Annotated in this window: 15 protein-coding genes, 1 tRNA gene and 1 pseudogene; 5 read left to right on the top strand and 12 right to left on the bottom strand. The window is 40.2% G+C overall.

Features of this window, described 5'->3' with window-relative positions; translation table 11 throughout:
- Nucleotides 1-306: 306 nt before the first annotated feature.
- From tnpA to A33Q_RS22465, 7 genes are all read right to left on the bottom strand, one after another.
- Nucleotides 307-744, bottom strand: coding sequence for an IS200/IS605 family transposase (tnpA, locus tag A33Q_RS07100; protein ID WP_009035617.1), 438 nt, complete (start codon nucleotides 742-744; stop codon nucleotides 307-309).
- A 279-nt stretch (nucleotides 745-1,023) separates the two neighbouring features.
- Nucleotides 1,024-2,121 carry a DUF4249 domain-containing protein gene (locus A33Q_RS07095; protein ID WP_009035616.1) on the bottom strand — a complete coding sequence of 366 codons (1,098 nt, stop codon included), beginning with the start codon at nucleotides 2,119-2,121 and terminating at the stop codon, nucleotides 1,024-1,026.
- Between the two features lie 726 nt (nucleotides 2,122-2,847).
- A complete protein-coding gene (gene argJ, locus A33Q_RS07090) occupies nucleotides 2,848-4,062 on the bottom strand; it encodes a bifunctional glutamate N-acetyltransferase/amino-acid acetyltransferase ArgJ (protein WP_016254847.1) in 1,215 nt (404 codons plus the stop codon).
- 10 nt (nucleotides 4,063-4,072) lie between these two features.
- Nucleotides 4,073-5,116, bottom strand: coding sequence for an N-acetyl-gamma-glutamyl-phosphate reductase (gene argC, locus A33Q_RS07085; protein ID WP_009035614.1), 1,044 nt, complete (start codon nucleotides 5,114-5,116; stop codon nucleotides 4,073-4,075).
- Nucleotides 5,113-6,309, bottom strand: coding sequence for an acetylornithine transaminase (locus A33Q_RS07080; protein ID WP_009035613.1), 1,197 nt, complete (start codon nucleotides 6,307-6,309; stop codon nucleotides 5,113-5,115). Before A33Q_RS07080 ends, argC begins: the two co-directional genes overlap by 4 nt.
- Nucleotides 6,310-6,312: 3 nt before the next feature.
- Complete coding sequence (locus tag A33Q_RS22470; protein WP_262489357.1) at nucleotides 6,313-6,705, bottom strand: amino acid kinase family protein; 393 nt, start codon at nucleotides 6,703-6,705, stop codon at nucleotides 6,313-6,315.
- An 80-nt stretch (nucleotides 6,706-6,785) separates the two neighbouring features.
- The gene (locus A33Q_RS22465; RefSeq protein WP_016254845.1) at nucleotides 6,786-7,136 is read right to left on the bottom strand and encodes an amino acid kinase family protein; all 351 of its coding nucleotides are present in this window, start codon (nucleotides 7,134-7,136) and stop codon (nucleotides 6,786-6,788) included.
- A gap of 263 nt (nucleotides 7,137-7,399) precedes the next feature.
- Between A33Q_RS22465 and A33Q_RS07070 the strand changes: the two genes are divergently transcribed.
- The 4 genes and pseudogenes from A33Q_RS07070 (at nucleotide 7,400) to A33Q_RS07055 (ending at nucleotide 10,904) form a co-directional block, all read left to right on the top strand.
- Complete coding sequence (locus A33Q_RS07070; protein WP_016254844.1) at nucleotides 7,400-7,939, top strand: hypothetical protein; 540 nt, start codon at nucleotides 7,400-7,402, stop codon at nucleotides 7,937-7,939.
- A gap of 255 nt (nucleotides 7,940-8,194) precedes the next feature.
- Nucleotides 8,195-9,484: a sterol desaturase family protein gene (locus A33Q_RS07060; RefSeq protein WP_009035610.1), complete on the top strand. Its 1,290-nt coding sequence runs from the start codon at nucleotides 8,195-8,197 to the stop codon at nucleotides 9,482-9,484.
- Nucleotides 9,485-9,500: 16 nt separating this feature from the next.
- Nucleotides 9,501-9,722 (top strand): annotated as a pseudogene (locus A33Q_RS22355) (DUF4221 family protein); the annotation flags it as partial.
- A gap of 75 nt (nucleotides 9,723-9,797) precedes the next feature.
- Nucleotides 9,798-10,904 (top strand): Fic family protein, encoded by a 1,107-nt coding sequence (locus tag A33Q_RS07055; RefSeq protein ID WP_009035608.1) that lies wholly within the window; start codon nucleotides 9,798-9,800, stop codon nucleotides 10,902-10,904.
- Nucleotides 10,905-10,909: 5 nt separating this feature from the next.
- On the opposite strand, the gene A33Q_RS07050 is transcribed toward A33Q_RS07055, so the two are convergent.
- The 5 genes from A33Q_RS07050 to A33Q_RS07035 all read right to left on the bottom strand — a co-directional run bounded on the left by A33Q_RS07050 (nucleotide 10,910) and on the right by A33Q_RS07035 (nucleotide 13,437).
- Nucleotides 10,910-12,043 carry a DEAD/DEAH box helicase gene (locus A33Q_RS07050; RefSeq protein WP_009035607.1) on the bottom strand — a complete coding sequence of 378 codons (1,134 nt, stop codon included), beginning with the start codon at nucleotides 12,041-12,043 and terminating at the stop codon, nucleotides 10,910-10,912.
- Nucleotides 12,044-12,432: 389 nt separating this feature from the next.
- A complete protein-coding gene (locus A33Q_RS07045) occupies nucleotides 12,433-12,750 on the bottom strand; it encodes a type II toxin-antitoxin system RelE/ParE family toxin (RefSeq protein ID WP_009035606.1) in 318 nt (105 codons plus the stop codon).
- Nucleotides 12,741-12,983, bottom strand: a complete 243-nt coding sequence (locus A33Q_RS07040; protein ID WP_009035605.1) for a hypothetical protein — start codon at nucleotides 12,981-12,983, stop codon at nucleotides 12,741-12,743. The genes A33Q_RS07045 and A33Q_RS07040 overlap by 10 nt, the downstream gene beginning before the upstream one ends.
- Before the next feature lie 15 nt (nucleotides 12,984-12,998).
- Nucleotides 12,999-13,202: a GIY-YIG nuclease family protein gene (locus A33Q_RS21780; protein ID WP_084328472.1), complete on the bottom strand. Its 204-nt coding sequence runs from the start codon at nucleotides 13,200-13,202 to the stop codon at nucleotides 12,999-13,001.
- A 162-nt stretch (nucleotides 13,203-13,364) separates the two neighbouring features.
- Nucleotides 13,365-13,437 (bottom strand) — tRNA-Met (locus A33Q_RS07035).
- 392 nt (nucleotides 13,438-13,829) lie between these two features.
- Here A33Q_RS07035 and era point away from each other — a divergent pair.
- Entirely contained in the window at nucleotides 13,830-14,729 is a 900-nt protein-coding gene (gene era, locus A33Q_RS07030) for a GTPase Era (protein ID WP_323749297.1), read from the top strand.
- The last annotated feature ends 2 nt before the right edge of the window (nucleotides 14,730-14,731 follow it).

The raw sequence follows: 14,731 nt of genomic DNA, 5'->3' as shown, positions 1-14,731 counted from the left end.
AATCAAATGTAGCAGATCCAAAGGTTGGATTATACAATCAAGTTCACTATTAATTTCCATCGCATTTATGCGGTGGTTTAATCTTGGTGCTCAGTGTTATAGGCTTTAGCCGAAATGATTTTCGACTAAAGTCGGGGTTGTTCGGTTTGCAGGTTTGGCCACTATTTAAAGATAGTGGAAATTATTTTGAGTTAGTCCTCCTAGGAAGGTTGGATTAACCAACCAGGGTCACCATTAATTTCCATCGCATTTATGCGGTGGTTTAATCTTGGAGCTTGAGGTCTGGGGGCTTTAGCCGAAAATCATTTAGTCATCTAATTTTTTGAATCCGTACTTTCTTGTGAAATTCTCGTACTCTTCGCTAAATGTTTTTTTCCTGTGATGCTCATCTTGGTTTTTTATATACTCCATCACTCTCTCCTTATGAGATAAGGAAACCGAAACAGCATAGTACTCTTTCTGCCACTCGAACTTGTGAGCTAATAACTGTTCAGAATTCAGCCAACGGGATGATTCACCTTTTAAAAGCTGGACTATTTTGGATATGTTTTGATCATGAGAAAGAGATAAAAGGCAGTGACAATGATCCTTTTGAATAGCTAGTTGGTTTATAAATATACTTTTTGATTTGGCGTTAGTCAAAATATGATGTTTGAGCTTTTCCCTTGAGATTTTGTCTGGAAGTAGTGGGGTAAAGTTTTTTGTTGTCCAAACAATATGAATGTAAATACTTAGAAACGGCATGTTGCTTTTTTGTAAAAAAATTACGGAAATGTTGAGTTAAGTCATAAAGATTGGCACAACTTATCCGTTTATTTTCGACTAAAGTCGGGGTTGTTCGGTTTGCAGGTTTGGCCACTATCTAAAGATAGTGGAAATTGGTTTGGGCTTATTGTACTTTGAAGGTGAGGGTTTCATTGAAAGGTTTTTTCGAGTCGATTTGCACTTGGGTTTGTCACCCTAATTATTTCATTCTTTGTACCTTCGGCCATGCTACAGTTTCCATCGCATTTAAGCGGAGGGTTAATACTGGAACCAATCCTCTGATTCTACCGAGTTTGGCAATTCACGGCAATCATCATTAAAAGCTCTCTGGATTTGCAGGAGGTTTAACTTTGCCCCTTCCAGCGTAACCTGTTTGGAAGATACCCCAGCTGCGAAGAAATGACCCAAGACAGTTTCGTCAGGATTGGAAATATTGACAATATTTCCCCTGATATTGGCAGGAGGAAGGTCAAATACCCCTCCGGATAATGTCATTTGCTGGTTGATCAGGTTTAGGTACCTAAAAGTTTCACTCGAAATGGCCAACTGCTCAAATAAAAACCTGTACTTGAATGAAAGGCGAAATCCGTCATCTTCAACATATCCTGCGATTTGACTGGTAGGGAGTCCGTTGAAATTAACATCATCCGCTAAGAAAAGTGCCCTGGACACTGAGTAACCAGGTATATTACAATATTTACAACAGTCTTTAGGTTGATAGGGGTCTGTAGGTAAAGACCTTGGCGGTCTATAAAATTCAGGGAAGGTTTCAACAGTGGAAATAGGGTTTTTGATGTTCCAAAAGTAGTAGTTTAATTCATCAGGGGGATCCTGAAAATGAGCAATCAATTGAATTCCGGATCGAGGGTTTAGCCTGTCTCTGGTTGGGATGGTAATGGTAAGGTATGAAAGGGAGTCCAATTGGGGGACATCATTGACTAAAGAAGGAAAAGAGGTGTACTCTTTGCCTTCGCTTGTGGTGATAAGCAGGGAATATCGATGACCAAATTTTGCGCTGAAATCCTGAGGTGTTTCATATACTCCTCTTTGGGTTTCATTTAGGAATACTACCAATCCGGTTTCATTTTCTCTTATCGCTACATTTGCCTGAGTTTCCGGTCTGATAAAATCCCGAAATACATCACCATATGTGGCGGTTCGGGTCAGTTTAATTTGGTGTGGGCCTGGAGCAGTAGTAATGTAACCTTCCATACTTAGTATACTGCTTCCCTCATCAACATCCACCCTAAAAGGGTCTATGCAGGAGGTAAATCCCAGCAAAAAGAAATACAATAATTTTTTAAATACCGTTTTAGCAGGATTACTTAAAAGAAGATTTCTAATCAATCGGATCATTAAAAAACGTTGTAGATATTTTTATCAAAATAATTGAATCTTAGTTGCTTTCCTAGATTAAAATGAAAAATTCATAGTGTGCGGCTGTTTATGTCAATCCTAGAGCTGTCTTTCGTGTTTTCACAAAGGGAAATTTTACCGCCACCGTTCGTGTCTTCACGAATGGACATATCCTCCACCTTAACCGCCTACGTTTGTGTCTTCACGAACGGAAATATCCATTAGCCTACAACCGCAACCCCATGTTCTGTGTCTTCACAGAACATCATACAAGCCAAAACTTAACAACCCAAAGTTATGCGGCTTTACAGAATATTGTACAACGATCAAAACAAGTGTTATTTCGGTCTGTGAGGACACAGACCGAGGCAGTGACTGGGTTTACAGCTATGGACACTATCTGAATGTAGTGGAAATTGGTTTGGGTCAGTCCTTCTGTGAAGGTTGGATTAAACAATCAGGTTCACTATTAATTTCCATCGCATTTATGCGGTGGTTAAAGCTTGGTGCTCAAGTTTATAGGCTTTAGCCGAAATGATTTTCGACTAAAGTCGGGGTTGTTCGGTTTGCAGGTTTGGCCACTATCTAAAGATAGTGGAAATTGTTTTGGGTTAGTCCTTCTGTGAAGGTTGGATTAAACAATCAAGTTCACTATTAATTTCCATCGCATTTATGCGGTGGATAAAAAAACCTTCGGGGTCTTAAAGACCCCAAAGGTTCACTCCATTAAGTCGTGTACACCGAATTGAACATGACATAATCAGTGGTAAGGTCTGTACCCCAACCTATACCGGTTTCATGCCCGGTATTCAGTTCCAAGTGTACGCGTATCTGCGAATCACGGAGAAGCTTTTTGACAAAATTCTTATCAAAATCAACAGGTTGGCCTTTTTCCAGTACCTGTACAATTTTGTCTTTATCACCCACAAAAAGATTGACCTTGCTGTAATTGAAGTTTACGCCTGCGTTGCCACAGGCTGCTATGATTCTTCCCCAATTGGGATCTCTTCCAAACATCGCGGTCTTGACCAAAGTAGAGTCTGAGATAGCCCTGACCAGTTTTCTCGCAACCTCCTCTGAACGGGCTTTGCTTACTTTATATTCAATAAACTTGGAAGCACCCTCTCCATCGGAAACGATCAGTTTGGCCAAATGGGTGAGGATTTCCTGAAGCTTATCTCTGAAAAGGATATATCCGGGGTCGGACTCTTTTTCTATTTTCTTATTTTCGGCCAAGCCATTGGCCATGATGGCGACCATATCATTGGTAGAAGTATCCCCATCTACCGTGATCATATTGAAGGTTCTGTCTACACAATACCTCAAAGCTTTATCAAGCAATTTTTCATCAATGGCAATGTCTGTGACAATAAAACTCAACATGGTCGCCATATTGGGATGTATCATACCCGAACCTTTGGCGATTCCTCCCATGTGGATATTGACTCCATCATGCTCAAATTCCACAAATCCTTCCTTGGCAAAAGTATCTGTTGTTAAAATTGCGTTGGCCACGAAAGAACCCGCCTTGGTATTGTCCGAAAGCTTTGGAATATTCTCCTCTATGCCACGGACTACATCCTCCGTAGGAAACGGTTCTCCGATAAGTCCTGTAGAAGCGACAATAACATCCTCTTCCGGGATATTAAGCAAACGGGCTGTGGTCTTAACCATGGCTTCAGCACCCAGACGGCCTTGTTCTCCTGTACAGGCGTTGGCATTACCCGCATTGCATACAATGACCTGGGCTTTGTTGTTCCCTTTTATATTTCGCTCGCTGATCTCAACAGGTTCAGCTCTGACTTTATTTTGAGTGAAAACCGCCGCCGCCGCCGCCGGTACCTCAGAATAGATGATAGCCAGGTCTCTCCTCATGGACTTGACTCCTGTGTGGGCACCCCAACATTTGATGCCTCTGACATTGGTAATATTTTTGATCATACTCATGATTTTAAGGTCTTAATGGGATTTGGTTTAGGCCTGATTGTTCATTTAGTCCAAGCATCAGGTTCATATTATGTACTGCTTCTGAGGCAGCACCCTTGAGCAGGTTGTCTATGACTGCTATGCTGATAATTCTTTCGGTTCTTTTGTCCCAAAATGGAAACACATCACAATAGTGACTTCCTCTAACATCTTTGATGCTTGGTACATTTTTCCTTACCCTTACAAAAGGTTTATCCCGGTAAAAATCCTGATAAATTTCAACTAGCTTGTGAGAATCCATTTCTTGCCTGGGTTTGGCATAGGCTGTCACCAAAATCCCTCTATCAGCCGGAATAAGGTGCGGTGTGAACTGCACCCTTACTTTGCCTCCTGACAAATTAGAAAGCTGTTCTTCTATTTCAACAGTATGTCTGTGTACGCCAACTCCGTAGGCTTTGAAATTGTCATTGACATTGGAAAAGTGGGTGGTAGCACTTGCCTTGATCCCAGCGCCGGTCAAACCTGACTTGGCATCAATGATCAAGCTGCCTTCTTCTATCAGGTCAGCTGCAAATAAGGGTGCCACACTAAGAATAGATGCTGTAGGATAGCAACCTGGATTGGCGATCAGATTACTTTCTTTGACTTCTTCAGCTTTCAGTTCCGGTAATCCATAAACTGCTGATCCAAAACCTTCCTCAAATGTATGGTCTTTTCCATACCAGGACTCATATATCTTGGGGCTGCTCAACCGAAAATCTCCTGAAAGGTCGATGATTTTTGCGTTTTTGTTTTTCCACCTTTTTACAAAATCCATAGAAACTCCATGGGGCAAGGCTAGGAAAATAACATCCAGCTCTGCATCATCGATGACAGTGGCTTTTTCAAGTGGAAGATCCACTATTTGAAAAAACTGAGGGTGAAGTTCCGAAAATGCCTTCCCGGCATGGCTTTCAGAAGTGATATGAGCTATCTCGATATCTGGATGTCCGGCCAGTAAACGGGTCAGTTCAGACCCAGTGAATCCCGAAGCACCTACGATGGCTACTTTATATTTTGAAGTTTTCATTTTTGTTCGATTTCAAGTTTTTTGATTTCTACTCTTAGGACTTCGATGAATTTTTCCAAATCCTCATCCGGAATGTTCAGAGGCGGTACTAAGCGTAAAACATTTCCTGCTGTAGCATTGGCTATGAAGCCTGCTTTAAGGAGTCTTTGAACCAGCTCGGCAGCTGGAATCTGCAATTCTACACCAAGCATCAATCCTTCACCTCTTACTTCATGGATCAAGCCTGTTTGTTCTTTTAAAGTCGAAAGCTGTTCTTTGAGCCACTTACCTTTGGACTTGGCAGCCTGAATCAGATTTTCTTCCACGATTACCTGGAGGGTAGCCAAAGCAGCCGCAGTTGCAAGTGGATTGCCGCCGAATGTAGTACCATGATCTCCAAATTGGATGGCAGAAGCTATTTTTTCATTACACATAAACGCACCTATGGGCATACCACCTCCCAATCCTTTCGCCAAAGTCATGATGTCTGGCTGTATACCATAGATATCTTTGGCAAACCATTCACCAGTTCTGGCTATTCCAGATTGAATTTCGTCAAATATCAGTACAATATCATTTTTTTCGCAAAGTGATTTCACCGCTTTGAGATATTCCGGATCGGCCGGTCTGATACCTCCTTCTCCCTGAATAGGCTCCAAAATAACAGCGGCCACGTCTTCAGTGATTTCTTTTTCAATAGCTGCAAAATCATTGAAAGGAACCTGAATAAAGCCTTTTGGCATTGGGCCAAATCCTTCTTGGTATTTGGGCTGACCTGTAGCTATGGTGGCTAGTGTTCTGCCATGAAATGAATTGTGCATGGAGATGATTTTTCCGCCTCTTCCTTTGCTGTGGGCATACCTTCTGGCAATCTTAATGGCTCCTTCAACAGATTCAGCGCCACTGTTGGTAAAAAATACCCGCTCTAAGCCCGAAAGGTTGACCAGCAGTTCAGCTAAAGCTACCTGAGGTGGGCTTACAAAAAAGTTGGAAATGTGCATGAGGTCTGCAGCCTGTTCTTGTATGGCTTTGACTACTTTCGGGTGGCAATGTCCTACATTGTTTACAGCAATTCCGGCAAGGAGATCTATGTACTCCTTATTTTCTACATCCCAAAGTCTGGATCCAATGCCTTTGATAAAGGTCAAAGGAATCCTTTTGAAAGTTGGTAAATAGAACTGCTGATCTTTGATATGTAAATCTTTATTTTCCATGGTTTAGTGAGTTAGTGTTGTTCCTGATTTGATTCCTTTCTGAAAGAAATCATCCAATTGGGAAGGTTGGGTTCCATTAAGGATGAGTACATTTTTCACCCCGTTTTTCAGTGCTTTTTCACAAGATTGGATTTTAGGAATCATGCCTCCTTGAATTACCTGCCCGTACAGGGAGGCTAATGTATCCAATTTGACTTCACTGAGGATTGATTTCGGATCAGGATAATTGGCATAAAGTCCGTCTACATCTGTAAGCGAGATATAAAAGTCAGCCTGAATGGCTGCAGCTATTGCACCTGCAAAGTCATCTGCATTGACATTCATGCTGTTTCCCTCCTTATCTCTGGCGATACAAGCCATGACAGGTACGAAATCAGCATTCATCAAATTTTCCAATAACCTGGGCTTGATATTTTCTATTTCGCCGACCCGTCCCAAGTCTGTAATTTCAGTGCCACCTTCAGGAAGGCTAAAGCTTAGTTTTTTGTTTTGACCTGGACCATTCCTGCATCAAGACCTGAGATTCCTATGGCTTCTGAACCTGCATTACAAAAGGCAGAGACCAGATTGGCATTGACTTCACCAATAAGTGTTTTTTGAATCTCTTGCATGGCTTCAGGACTGGTTTTTCGTTGTCCAAGGATAAACTCCGATTGGATCCCAGCACTGTCTAAAGATTGGTTGATAAAAGGACCTCCTCCATGTACCACAGATACCTGGTGGCCTTGGCTTTTTAATTTGTAGATTACTTCTGCAATTTGTTGTTGCAAAGAGGCATTGATCATTGCATTCCCACCATATTTAATGAGAAGCTTTGAGGCTTGCATAATGTTTTTGGTTTTGTTGATATTTAGATTAATTATTTTACGCTGCTTTTCAGAATAAAATTTCGAAAAAGTCTTAAATTAATTTATTTTATATTTTTTAACAAATATCATTCCATGGAGGGGAAATATTGTTGTTATTTTCGATTGGCATGATAATTCCTTCAAATGGTCTAATTGAGTCTAAGAATATACATAAAAAAAGGGTTTTGTTTAAAAGAGATTGCTATTTTGGCAGACTGTAAAAGTGACTAAATATGGCAACAATGGATTTAGGAATCGGGAGTCAGATCAGACATCCCAAATTTGGAAAGGGAGTGATTGTAGAGGTAGACTTGTCTTACTATAAAATCTATTTCAATTTTATTGCTGAGGTGAAAACCATAGCAAGAGACTTTCCTAATTTTGAATTGGTAGAGAAAAAAGAGGCGGAATATCAACCCATTACTATTATGGACATTGAAAAAGCAATGGAAAGTGTTCTTCGTAAGGTACAAGCCAAAGAAGAAGCTCCCAAGCTTAGCATGGCCCATAAATGGATCAATGGAACACTTGTTTTCAATCCCTTCAATTCTGAATTGAGCAATAAGGAAATCTCAATTAAAACCTTCTTTCATAAAATCGTGATGGTAAGGGAAAAGCTTAGAGTACTTGAGCAAAACATCAATAACCACCCTAAACTAGATGATGAGGAAAGGATACATCTCCAGCAATATATTACAAGAATCTATGGTTCTTTGACCACTTTCAATGTTCTTTTTGCTGATAAAGAGGATCATTTTAAAGGTTCGGGGAAGGAAGATTGACTAAAAACCAGCTTAAATTGCTGGAAAGAACCAATAAAAATACCCTGTACAGGGGATGTTTTGGTGTTTTTATAATGTGTAATTTTACAATGGGTGATTTAATAACTTTTGCACTGCAAAATTTTACGGAGCCAAGGGAGGGAATTGTTAACCATGTTATTTTTTATCCCTCCTTTTTTATGAACTTATTCAAAAACTTGAATTTGAACTGGATCTGCCTTAATTTGTTATCTGATTAACAAGTATATAAACCCAATGGAACTCTACGCCAAAGCCCTATCCTTTGCAATACCGTTTTTTCTTCTCCTGATCATTATTGAAGAATTTGCTGCGCGCAAAATGAAAAAGCAGGTCAATAGAGGCATGGACACCATCTCCTCTCTCAGTTCGGGAATGACCAACACCCTGAAAAACCTGATGGGCTTATCCATAGCCATAGTATCTTATGCTTGGTTGGTGGATAAAGTTGCACTGTTTGACATTAAAAGTACTTTCTTGGTATATGTGCTGGCCTTTATAGGAATAGACTTTGTCGGATATTGGAGCCATAGATTCGACCATAAAGTGAATGCATTCTGGAACAGGCATATCGTGCATCACAGTTCGGAGGAATTTAATTTAAGTTGTGCTCTGAGGCAATCCATTTCGGCCATTATCGGGATTTATTTTTTTCTCTATATCCCCATGGCATTTTTGGGAATACCTGCGGAAGTTGTGGCCATCATAGCGCCTATACATCTTTTCGCTCAGTTTTGGTACCATACCCGTCTTATCGATAAAATGGGCTTTTTGGAACACATCATCGTGACACCTTCACATCACCGGGTGCACCATGCCATCAATGACATATATCTGGATAAAAATCTTGGGCAGATTTTTATTTTTTGGGACAAGATTTTTGGCACTTTTCAGGAAGAACGGGAGGAAGAGCCACCTGTCTATGGGGTGAAAAAACCTGTTAATACATGGAATCCCCTGATCATCAATTATGTGCATTTTTGGGCCTTGATACAGGATGCCTGGAGAACCAAAAGCTGGTGGGACAAGCTCAGGATCTGGTTTATGCCTACCGGATGGAGGCCTTCCGATGTAGCAGAAAGGTATCCTTGGGCATATTGGAAAAATGCCTTCGATCAGGTCAAATATGACAGCAAGCCTTCCAGGCAGCTCTTGGTCTGGTCTTGGGTACAAATGATTGTGGCATTTGGAATGGTGTTCCATGTTTTGATCAGTTTTGTCAATTTCCAATACCTGGAAGTAATGCTGTATGCGGTCTTTATGATGGTGTCTATTTTTGCCTACACCAGTCTGATGGATAAGTCTAAAATATCCATTCCTGCGGAAGTGCTGAGGTTGACGATGGGCTTTGGCTTGTTTTATTGGACGGGAGGCTGGTTTGGTCTGGATGCTTTGATCCCGGGAGCTGGATATACTGTATTGGCATTTTTGCTGCTTTCTTTCCTCATGACTGTATGGCTGATTCAGAAGGAATCAAAACAGTCGGTAAAAGAAGTGCCTGCTCAGTCCTTTGCAGCGGGTACTTGAATGAAATGAAGTTTTTTATAGATTTGCTTACAAAGAGAAAGGGAATGAGGACCAGGCAGCTCCTTCAGCAGAAACCTATTTGGTGATTATGAACAAGGAGTTTGAGGTCCTGCATGAAATCAAGGTGCCACAGTTGACCAAAAGTCCGAATTTTCATTTTGTAAAGGACGGGATGATCTGGATTTTTGAAAATGTGGACGATGAGGTCAGTTTCATCAGGATAAAGGTCTCATCCTGATCTCTGATTTATATTTTTTGATTTATAACTCAAATATTGCTTATTTTTGAGTTATAAAATACTCATTTATAACTCATGAGCTGGAATTGGCAAAAAAAGAACTGGCCAGACTTTGTATTCGAAGTCACTTCGTTATCGGATTCATTGGATGATTTTTTTCATAATGCTGGCCAACTACTAGGTATAATGAAACACATTTCTCCTACAGATCAGCTTGAGTTGAAATTTGAGCTGCTAACTGATGAAGCATTAAAGACATCAGAAATAGAAGGTGAATTTTTTAATAGAGAGAGTATTCAGTCATCTATTCGGAGACAATTTGGTCTGCAAGAAGATGCAAGGCGACCCTCCGCTGCTGAATATGGTATTTCAGAAATGATGGGGAGTTTATATCGTTCTATTGATGAACCTTTGAGTCATGAAGTTATTTTTACCTGGCATAGAATGCTTTGTAACGGAAGAAGAGACCTTAAAAACATTGGTTCATATAGGAGTGGTTCCGAAGCCATGCAGGTGGTTTCAGGTCCTATAGGAAGGCCAGTTGTGCATTTTGAGGCTCCTCCTTCCGAATTAGTAAGGAATGAAATGAACAGGTTTTTGGGTTGGTTTGAGGCTACATCTCCAAAAGGCTCAGTGCCTTTACACCCTATCATTAGGGCTGGAATCGCCCACCTCTATTTTGTATCTATTCACCCTTTGGAAGATGGGAACGGGAGAATAGGTAGGGCCATTGCAGAGAAGGCCCTTTCAGAAGGGCTTGGAAGACCAAGCTTAATTGCTTTATCCCATACTATAGAAAAGTACAGGAAAGACTATTATGAAGCTCTTGCAAGAAACAATCAAAGCCTTGAAATAACAGGTTGGTTGGAATATTTTACAGAAACAGTACTGTTAGCACAAAAGAGAAGTATGTCTCTTGTTGAATTTATTGTTATTAAATCAAAACTATTCCAAAAAGTTGAAGGTAGATTGAATCCAAGGCAGGCCAAGCTCCTGAATAGGATGTTTAAGGAAGGGCCAGATGGTTTTAAAGGTGGGCTAAGCTTAAAAAATTATGTCACCATCACTTCTGCCAGTAGAGCAACTGCAACGAGAGATTTGCAAGATTTGGTAGAGATGGGAGTGCTTTATAAAACCGGTGAATTGAAAGGAACCCGATACCACCTGCTTTTGCAGAATTGATTTTTTCAAAAATCCAGGTTGTCCGTATCTACCAGTTCTACCCAGCGCTTCATTTTCTTTTGGATTACTTTCCAATGGTGTCTATCTTCTTCAGTAATCAGGGAAATGGCTTCCCCTGAAGCTCCCGCCCTGCCAGTTCTTCCTATCCGGTGGATGTAATCCTTGGGTGATCTTGGGAGTTCGAAATTGACTACATGGGGCAAAAATTGTATGTCTATCCCTCTTGCCGCAAGATCTGTTGCAACAAGTACACGAAGTGTTCCTCCTTTGAATTGCTTCAAGGCCTCTGTCCTGGCTCCCTGACTTTTGTCACCATGGAAAGCCATGGCCTGTATGCCGTTTTTATTCAGCTTTGCTGTCAGGTTATCAGCTGTTCGGATAGAGGAAGCAAAGACCAATACCTGCTTCCAATCTCCCTCCTGTATCAAATGCCTCAAAAGCGGTCCCTTTTTCTCTTGGGCTACCAAGTAGGCAGTTTGGTTGATGAGTTCAGGTGTGATTTCTTCCGGTTTGACTTCAATTTTTACCGGATTCTGTAGCAGTCTATCAATCAATTGGCCTACCGAGTCTTCCATAGTGGCAGAAAAGAGCAGGTTTTGTCTTTTCTTAGGTAGGCGGGAGAGGATTTCATCCAACTCTGCCTTGAACCCGAGATTGAGCACTTTATCAGCTTCATCCAATACAAGGGTTTTCAGATCGGAGATGGAAATGGCGTTTCTAGCAATCAGATCCAGAAGCCTGCCAGGTGTAGCCACTAAGATGTCCGTACCGTTGAGTTTGATCATTTGGGGATTGATGGATACTCCACCAAAGACCGCGTTGCTTTTTACTTTTCTAGGTAAAAACTTACCGAACATCCGGATGACTTCCTCTACCTGGGCTGCGAGTTCCCTTGTAGGTACTATGATCAGGACAGGGACTGATCTGCTTTTGTGGATGGAGGATTTCTGCAATTCCTCCAGTATGGGAAGGATGTAAGCGGCTGTTTTGCCGGATCCAGTCTGTGCCAGGCCCAGCAAATCCCTTTTTTGCAAAATGGCTGGAATGGCTTCCACCTGTATGGGATAAGGTTTTTCGTAATTTGCTTTTTGGATGGCTTGTAAGATGTCGGGAGATAAGCCCAGGTCTGAAAAGTTCATGATCAATCGGTTTTCAGGACAAAGGTAGGGTTTATTTTAATACCAGTTTGTTGAAAGGAATTTCTCAGGGATTGGATTGGTTTTTAGTTTTTTATTGATTCCAGTGAGCCGAATAATGTTTTTAATCGGCTCAAATATCATATAGTCCAAACTCATATGGTAGCTAACAAAAAAATGAGAAATTCTTAACATTAAGCCAATACAATGTAAAAGAATTCAAATTTTCTTTACATTAAGGCTTGCTGAAAAAGTGTAAGGTATGCCAGCTCTACCTGTCAGTAAGCAAGTTCAAAGCGGGCGAATGAAGATGAATGCTTATATGCGAATGAATGCTGAGAATATTGTGGGAGTCGAAATCAAAAAGTGATGTTTATTTATATTTTACCTCCCTATTTTGTTTCATTTATTTTATCAGGATTTAGCCTTGTATCAAAAACATTGGCTATTTCTACACGATTAAATTCTTTGTTGATCCAATAAACTATTTTGTAATTTTTATAAATTAAATATCTGAATTTTTGTGGCCTTTTTTCTAAACTTAACTCAATAGGCCCAACTTCTGGCTGATTCTTAAGTTTAATAGTACTATCAACAATTCCGTTAACTAATTTTTCAGCAACTCTTTTACTAGCTCTTATGGAATAATAACCGTAGATATCTTCTAGTTTATTTTCGGCAAGTTCAAGCCAGTAAACTTCTAACGCCATTTTTGAATTTTAGATTTTAGATCTGTCGCTTTGATCATTCGTCCATTTTGTGAGTCCTTCATTGCCTGATCAATTTCTGCATTGTATTCCTCTTTTGTCATCGGCTTAAAATTTCTTTCAATTAACTCGGCCTTTTGTTTTCTCAGTAAATTCTCAAGAACACTAACGATTTCCTCGTTTTGAAGTCTTAAGAACTCTTGAACAAACAATATCTTTCTTGCTTCTAAATCCATTATTTTAGTCTTTGATCAAATATACAAAATTAAAAAATTACATTTAATTTTTGTAAAAGCATAAAAGAAGATAATTGGACGTTCAAAACATGCTTCACGATCAAGACAGAAATTAAATTTATTCACATTATGGGAAAGTAGTCTTTGCTCTAAATTAGAGGTGAAGCCAACGTAAATCTTGTCAAAAGCCGGACTGTAAAGGGCATATACGGTAAACATGTGGTCTAAAAATTAATTTGCAAAAAAAAGGGCGCAGTTTCCAGTTTCCTTTGAAGTAGCGGGAACAGTCCCGAAAGCCTGTGTCCACCGTGGCGGATATGAGTCAGACGATCTGGTAAACGGGAACAAAAAAAACCGGTCAGTTATGACCGGTCTTCGTAGTAGCGGGAACAGGACTCGAACCTGTGACCTTCGGGTTATGAGCCCGACGAGCTACCAACTGCTCCATCCCGCGATATATTTTCAATATTTCAAATCAAATAATTTCCGGACTCGAGGCTGTGTCCGCCGCGTCGGATATGAGCCCGACGATCTGCCGTTGCAGATCCATCCCGCGATATATTTTTAAAGCTTTTAGCTTTTAAATTCGATTGTTGAAAGGCCATTTGCCTTTAGTGTGGTACAAAAGTATGGGGCTTAAGATTAAAATGCAAACATGTGTACTTATTTTTTATTCAATTTCCTTTTTCAGAGAGCTGGAAATTGGAATATATTGCTGATTGAGAGGTGATTTAACCATTAAAATTCTTTTTCGAGCCCGATTAGATGCTGTTAATCGAAAGCTTCTTTGGTTTATGGGGGTTAAACTGACTGATACTCAAAAAAATCAAGTACCTTTGTGAAAAAATTATTGTCATGACCGAACAAACACACAAAGCAGGATTTGTAAACATAGTGGGCAAGCCCAATGTAGGCAAATCTACCTTGATGAATGTATTGATCGGTGAGAGACTTTCGATCATCTCCTCTAAGGCACAGACTACCCGGCATAGGATCATGGGTATCATCAATGATGATGCGTACCAGATTGTGTTTTCGGATACACCAGGTATGCTCAAACCCAAATATGAACTGCATAAGAACATGATGGGTTTTGTGAATATGTCGCTGGAGGACGCAGATGTGATCCTTTTCGTAACCGATCTATTTGAAACAGATGCTGAAATAGAAGACGTAATTGAAAAGATCAACCAATCAGGTGTTCCTGTATTACTTGTTATCAACAAAATTGATCTTTCCAAAGAAAATCAATTGGAGGAAGTAACGGCGTATTGGACACAGAGAATCAAAGCAGAAACGGTAATCCCCATTTCAGCCACCGAAAGTTTCAATACCGAACGCATTCTGATTGAAATTTTGGAAAGACTTCCGCAACATCCTCCATTTTATGACAAAGAAGAACTTACTGACAAACCCGAGCGTTTCTTTGCATCTGAAATTGTCAGGGAGAAGATTTTCCTGAATTATAAAAAAGAGATTCCTTACAGTACTGAAGTGGCAATTGAGGATTTTTATGAAGACGAAAAAATCATCAGAGTCCGGGCTATCATTTATGTGGAAAGAAAAAGCCAGAAGGGAATTATCATAGGCGAGGGTGGAAAAGCACTCAAAAGGGTAGGAATTCAGGCAAGGGAGGAAATGGAGAAATTTTTCGGAAAGAAGATTTTCCTGGAGACCTTTGTCAAAGTAGAAGATGATTGGAGAAAAAATAAAAATAAGTTGAGAAAATTTGGTTACGACCAATAAGT

Source organism: Indibacter alkaliphilus LW1 (assembly GCF_000295935.2).
GTDB lineage: Bacteria > Bacteroidota > Bacteroidia > Cytophagales > Cyclobacteriaceae > Indibacter > Indibacter alkaliphilus.
Note: the sequence above shows the minus strand (reverse complement) of the source record. Positions and strands in the feature narration are given on the sequence as shown.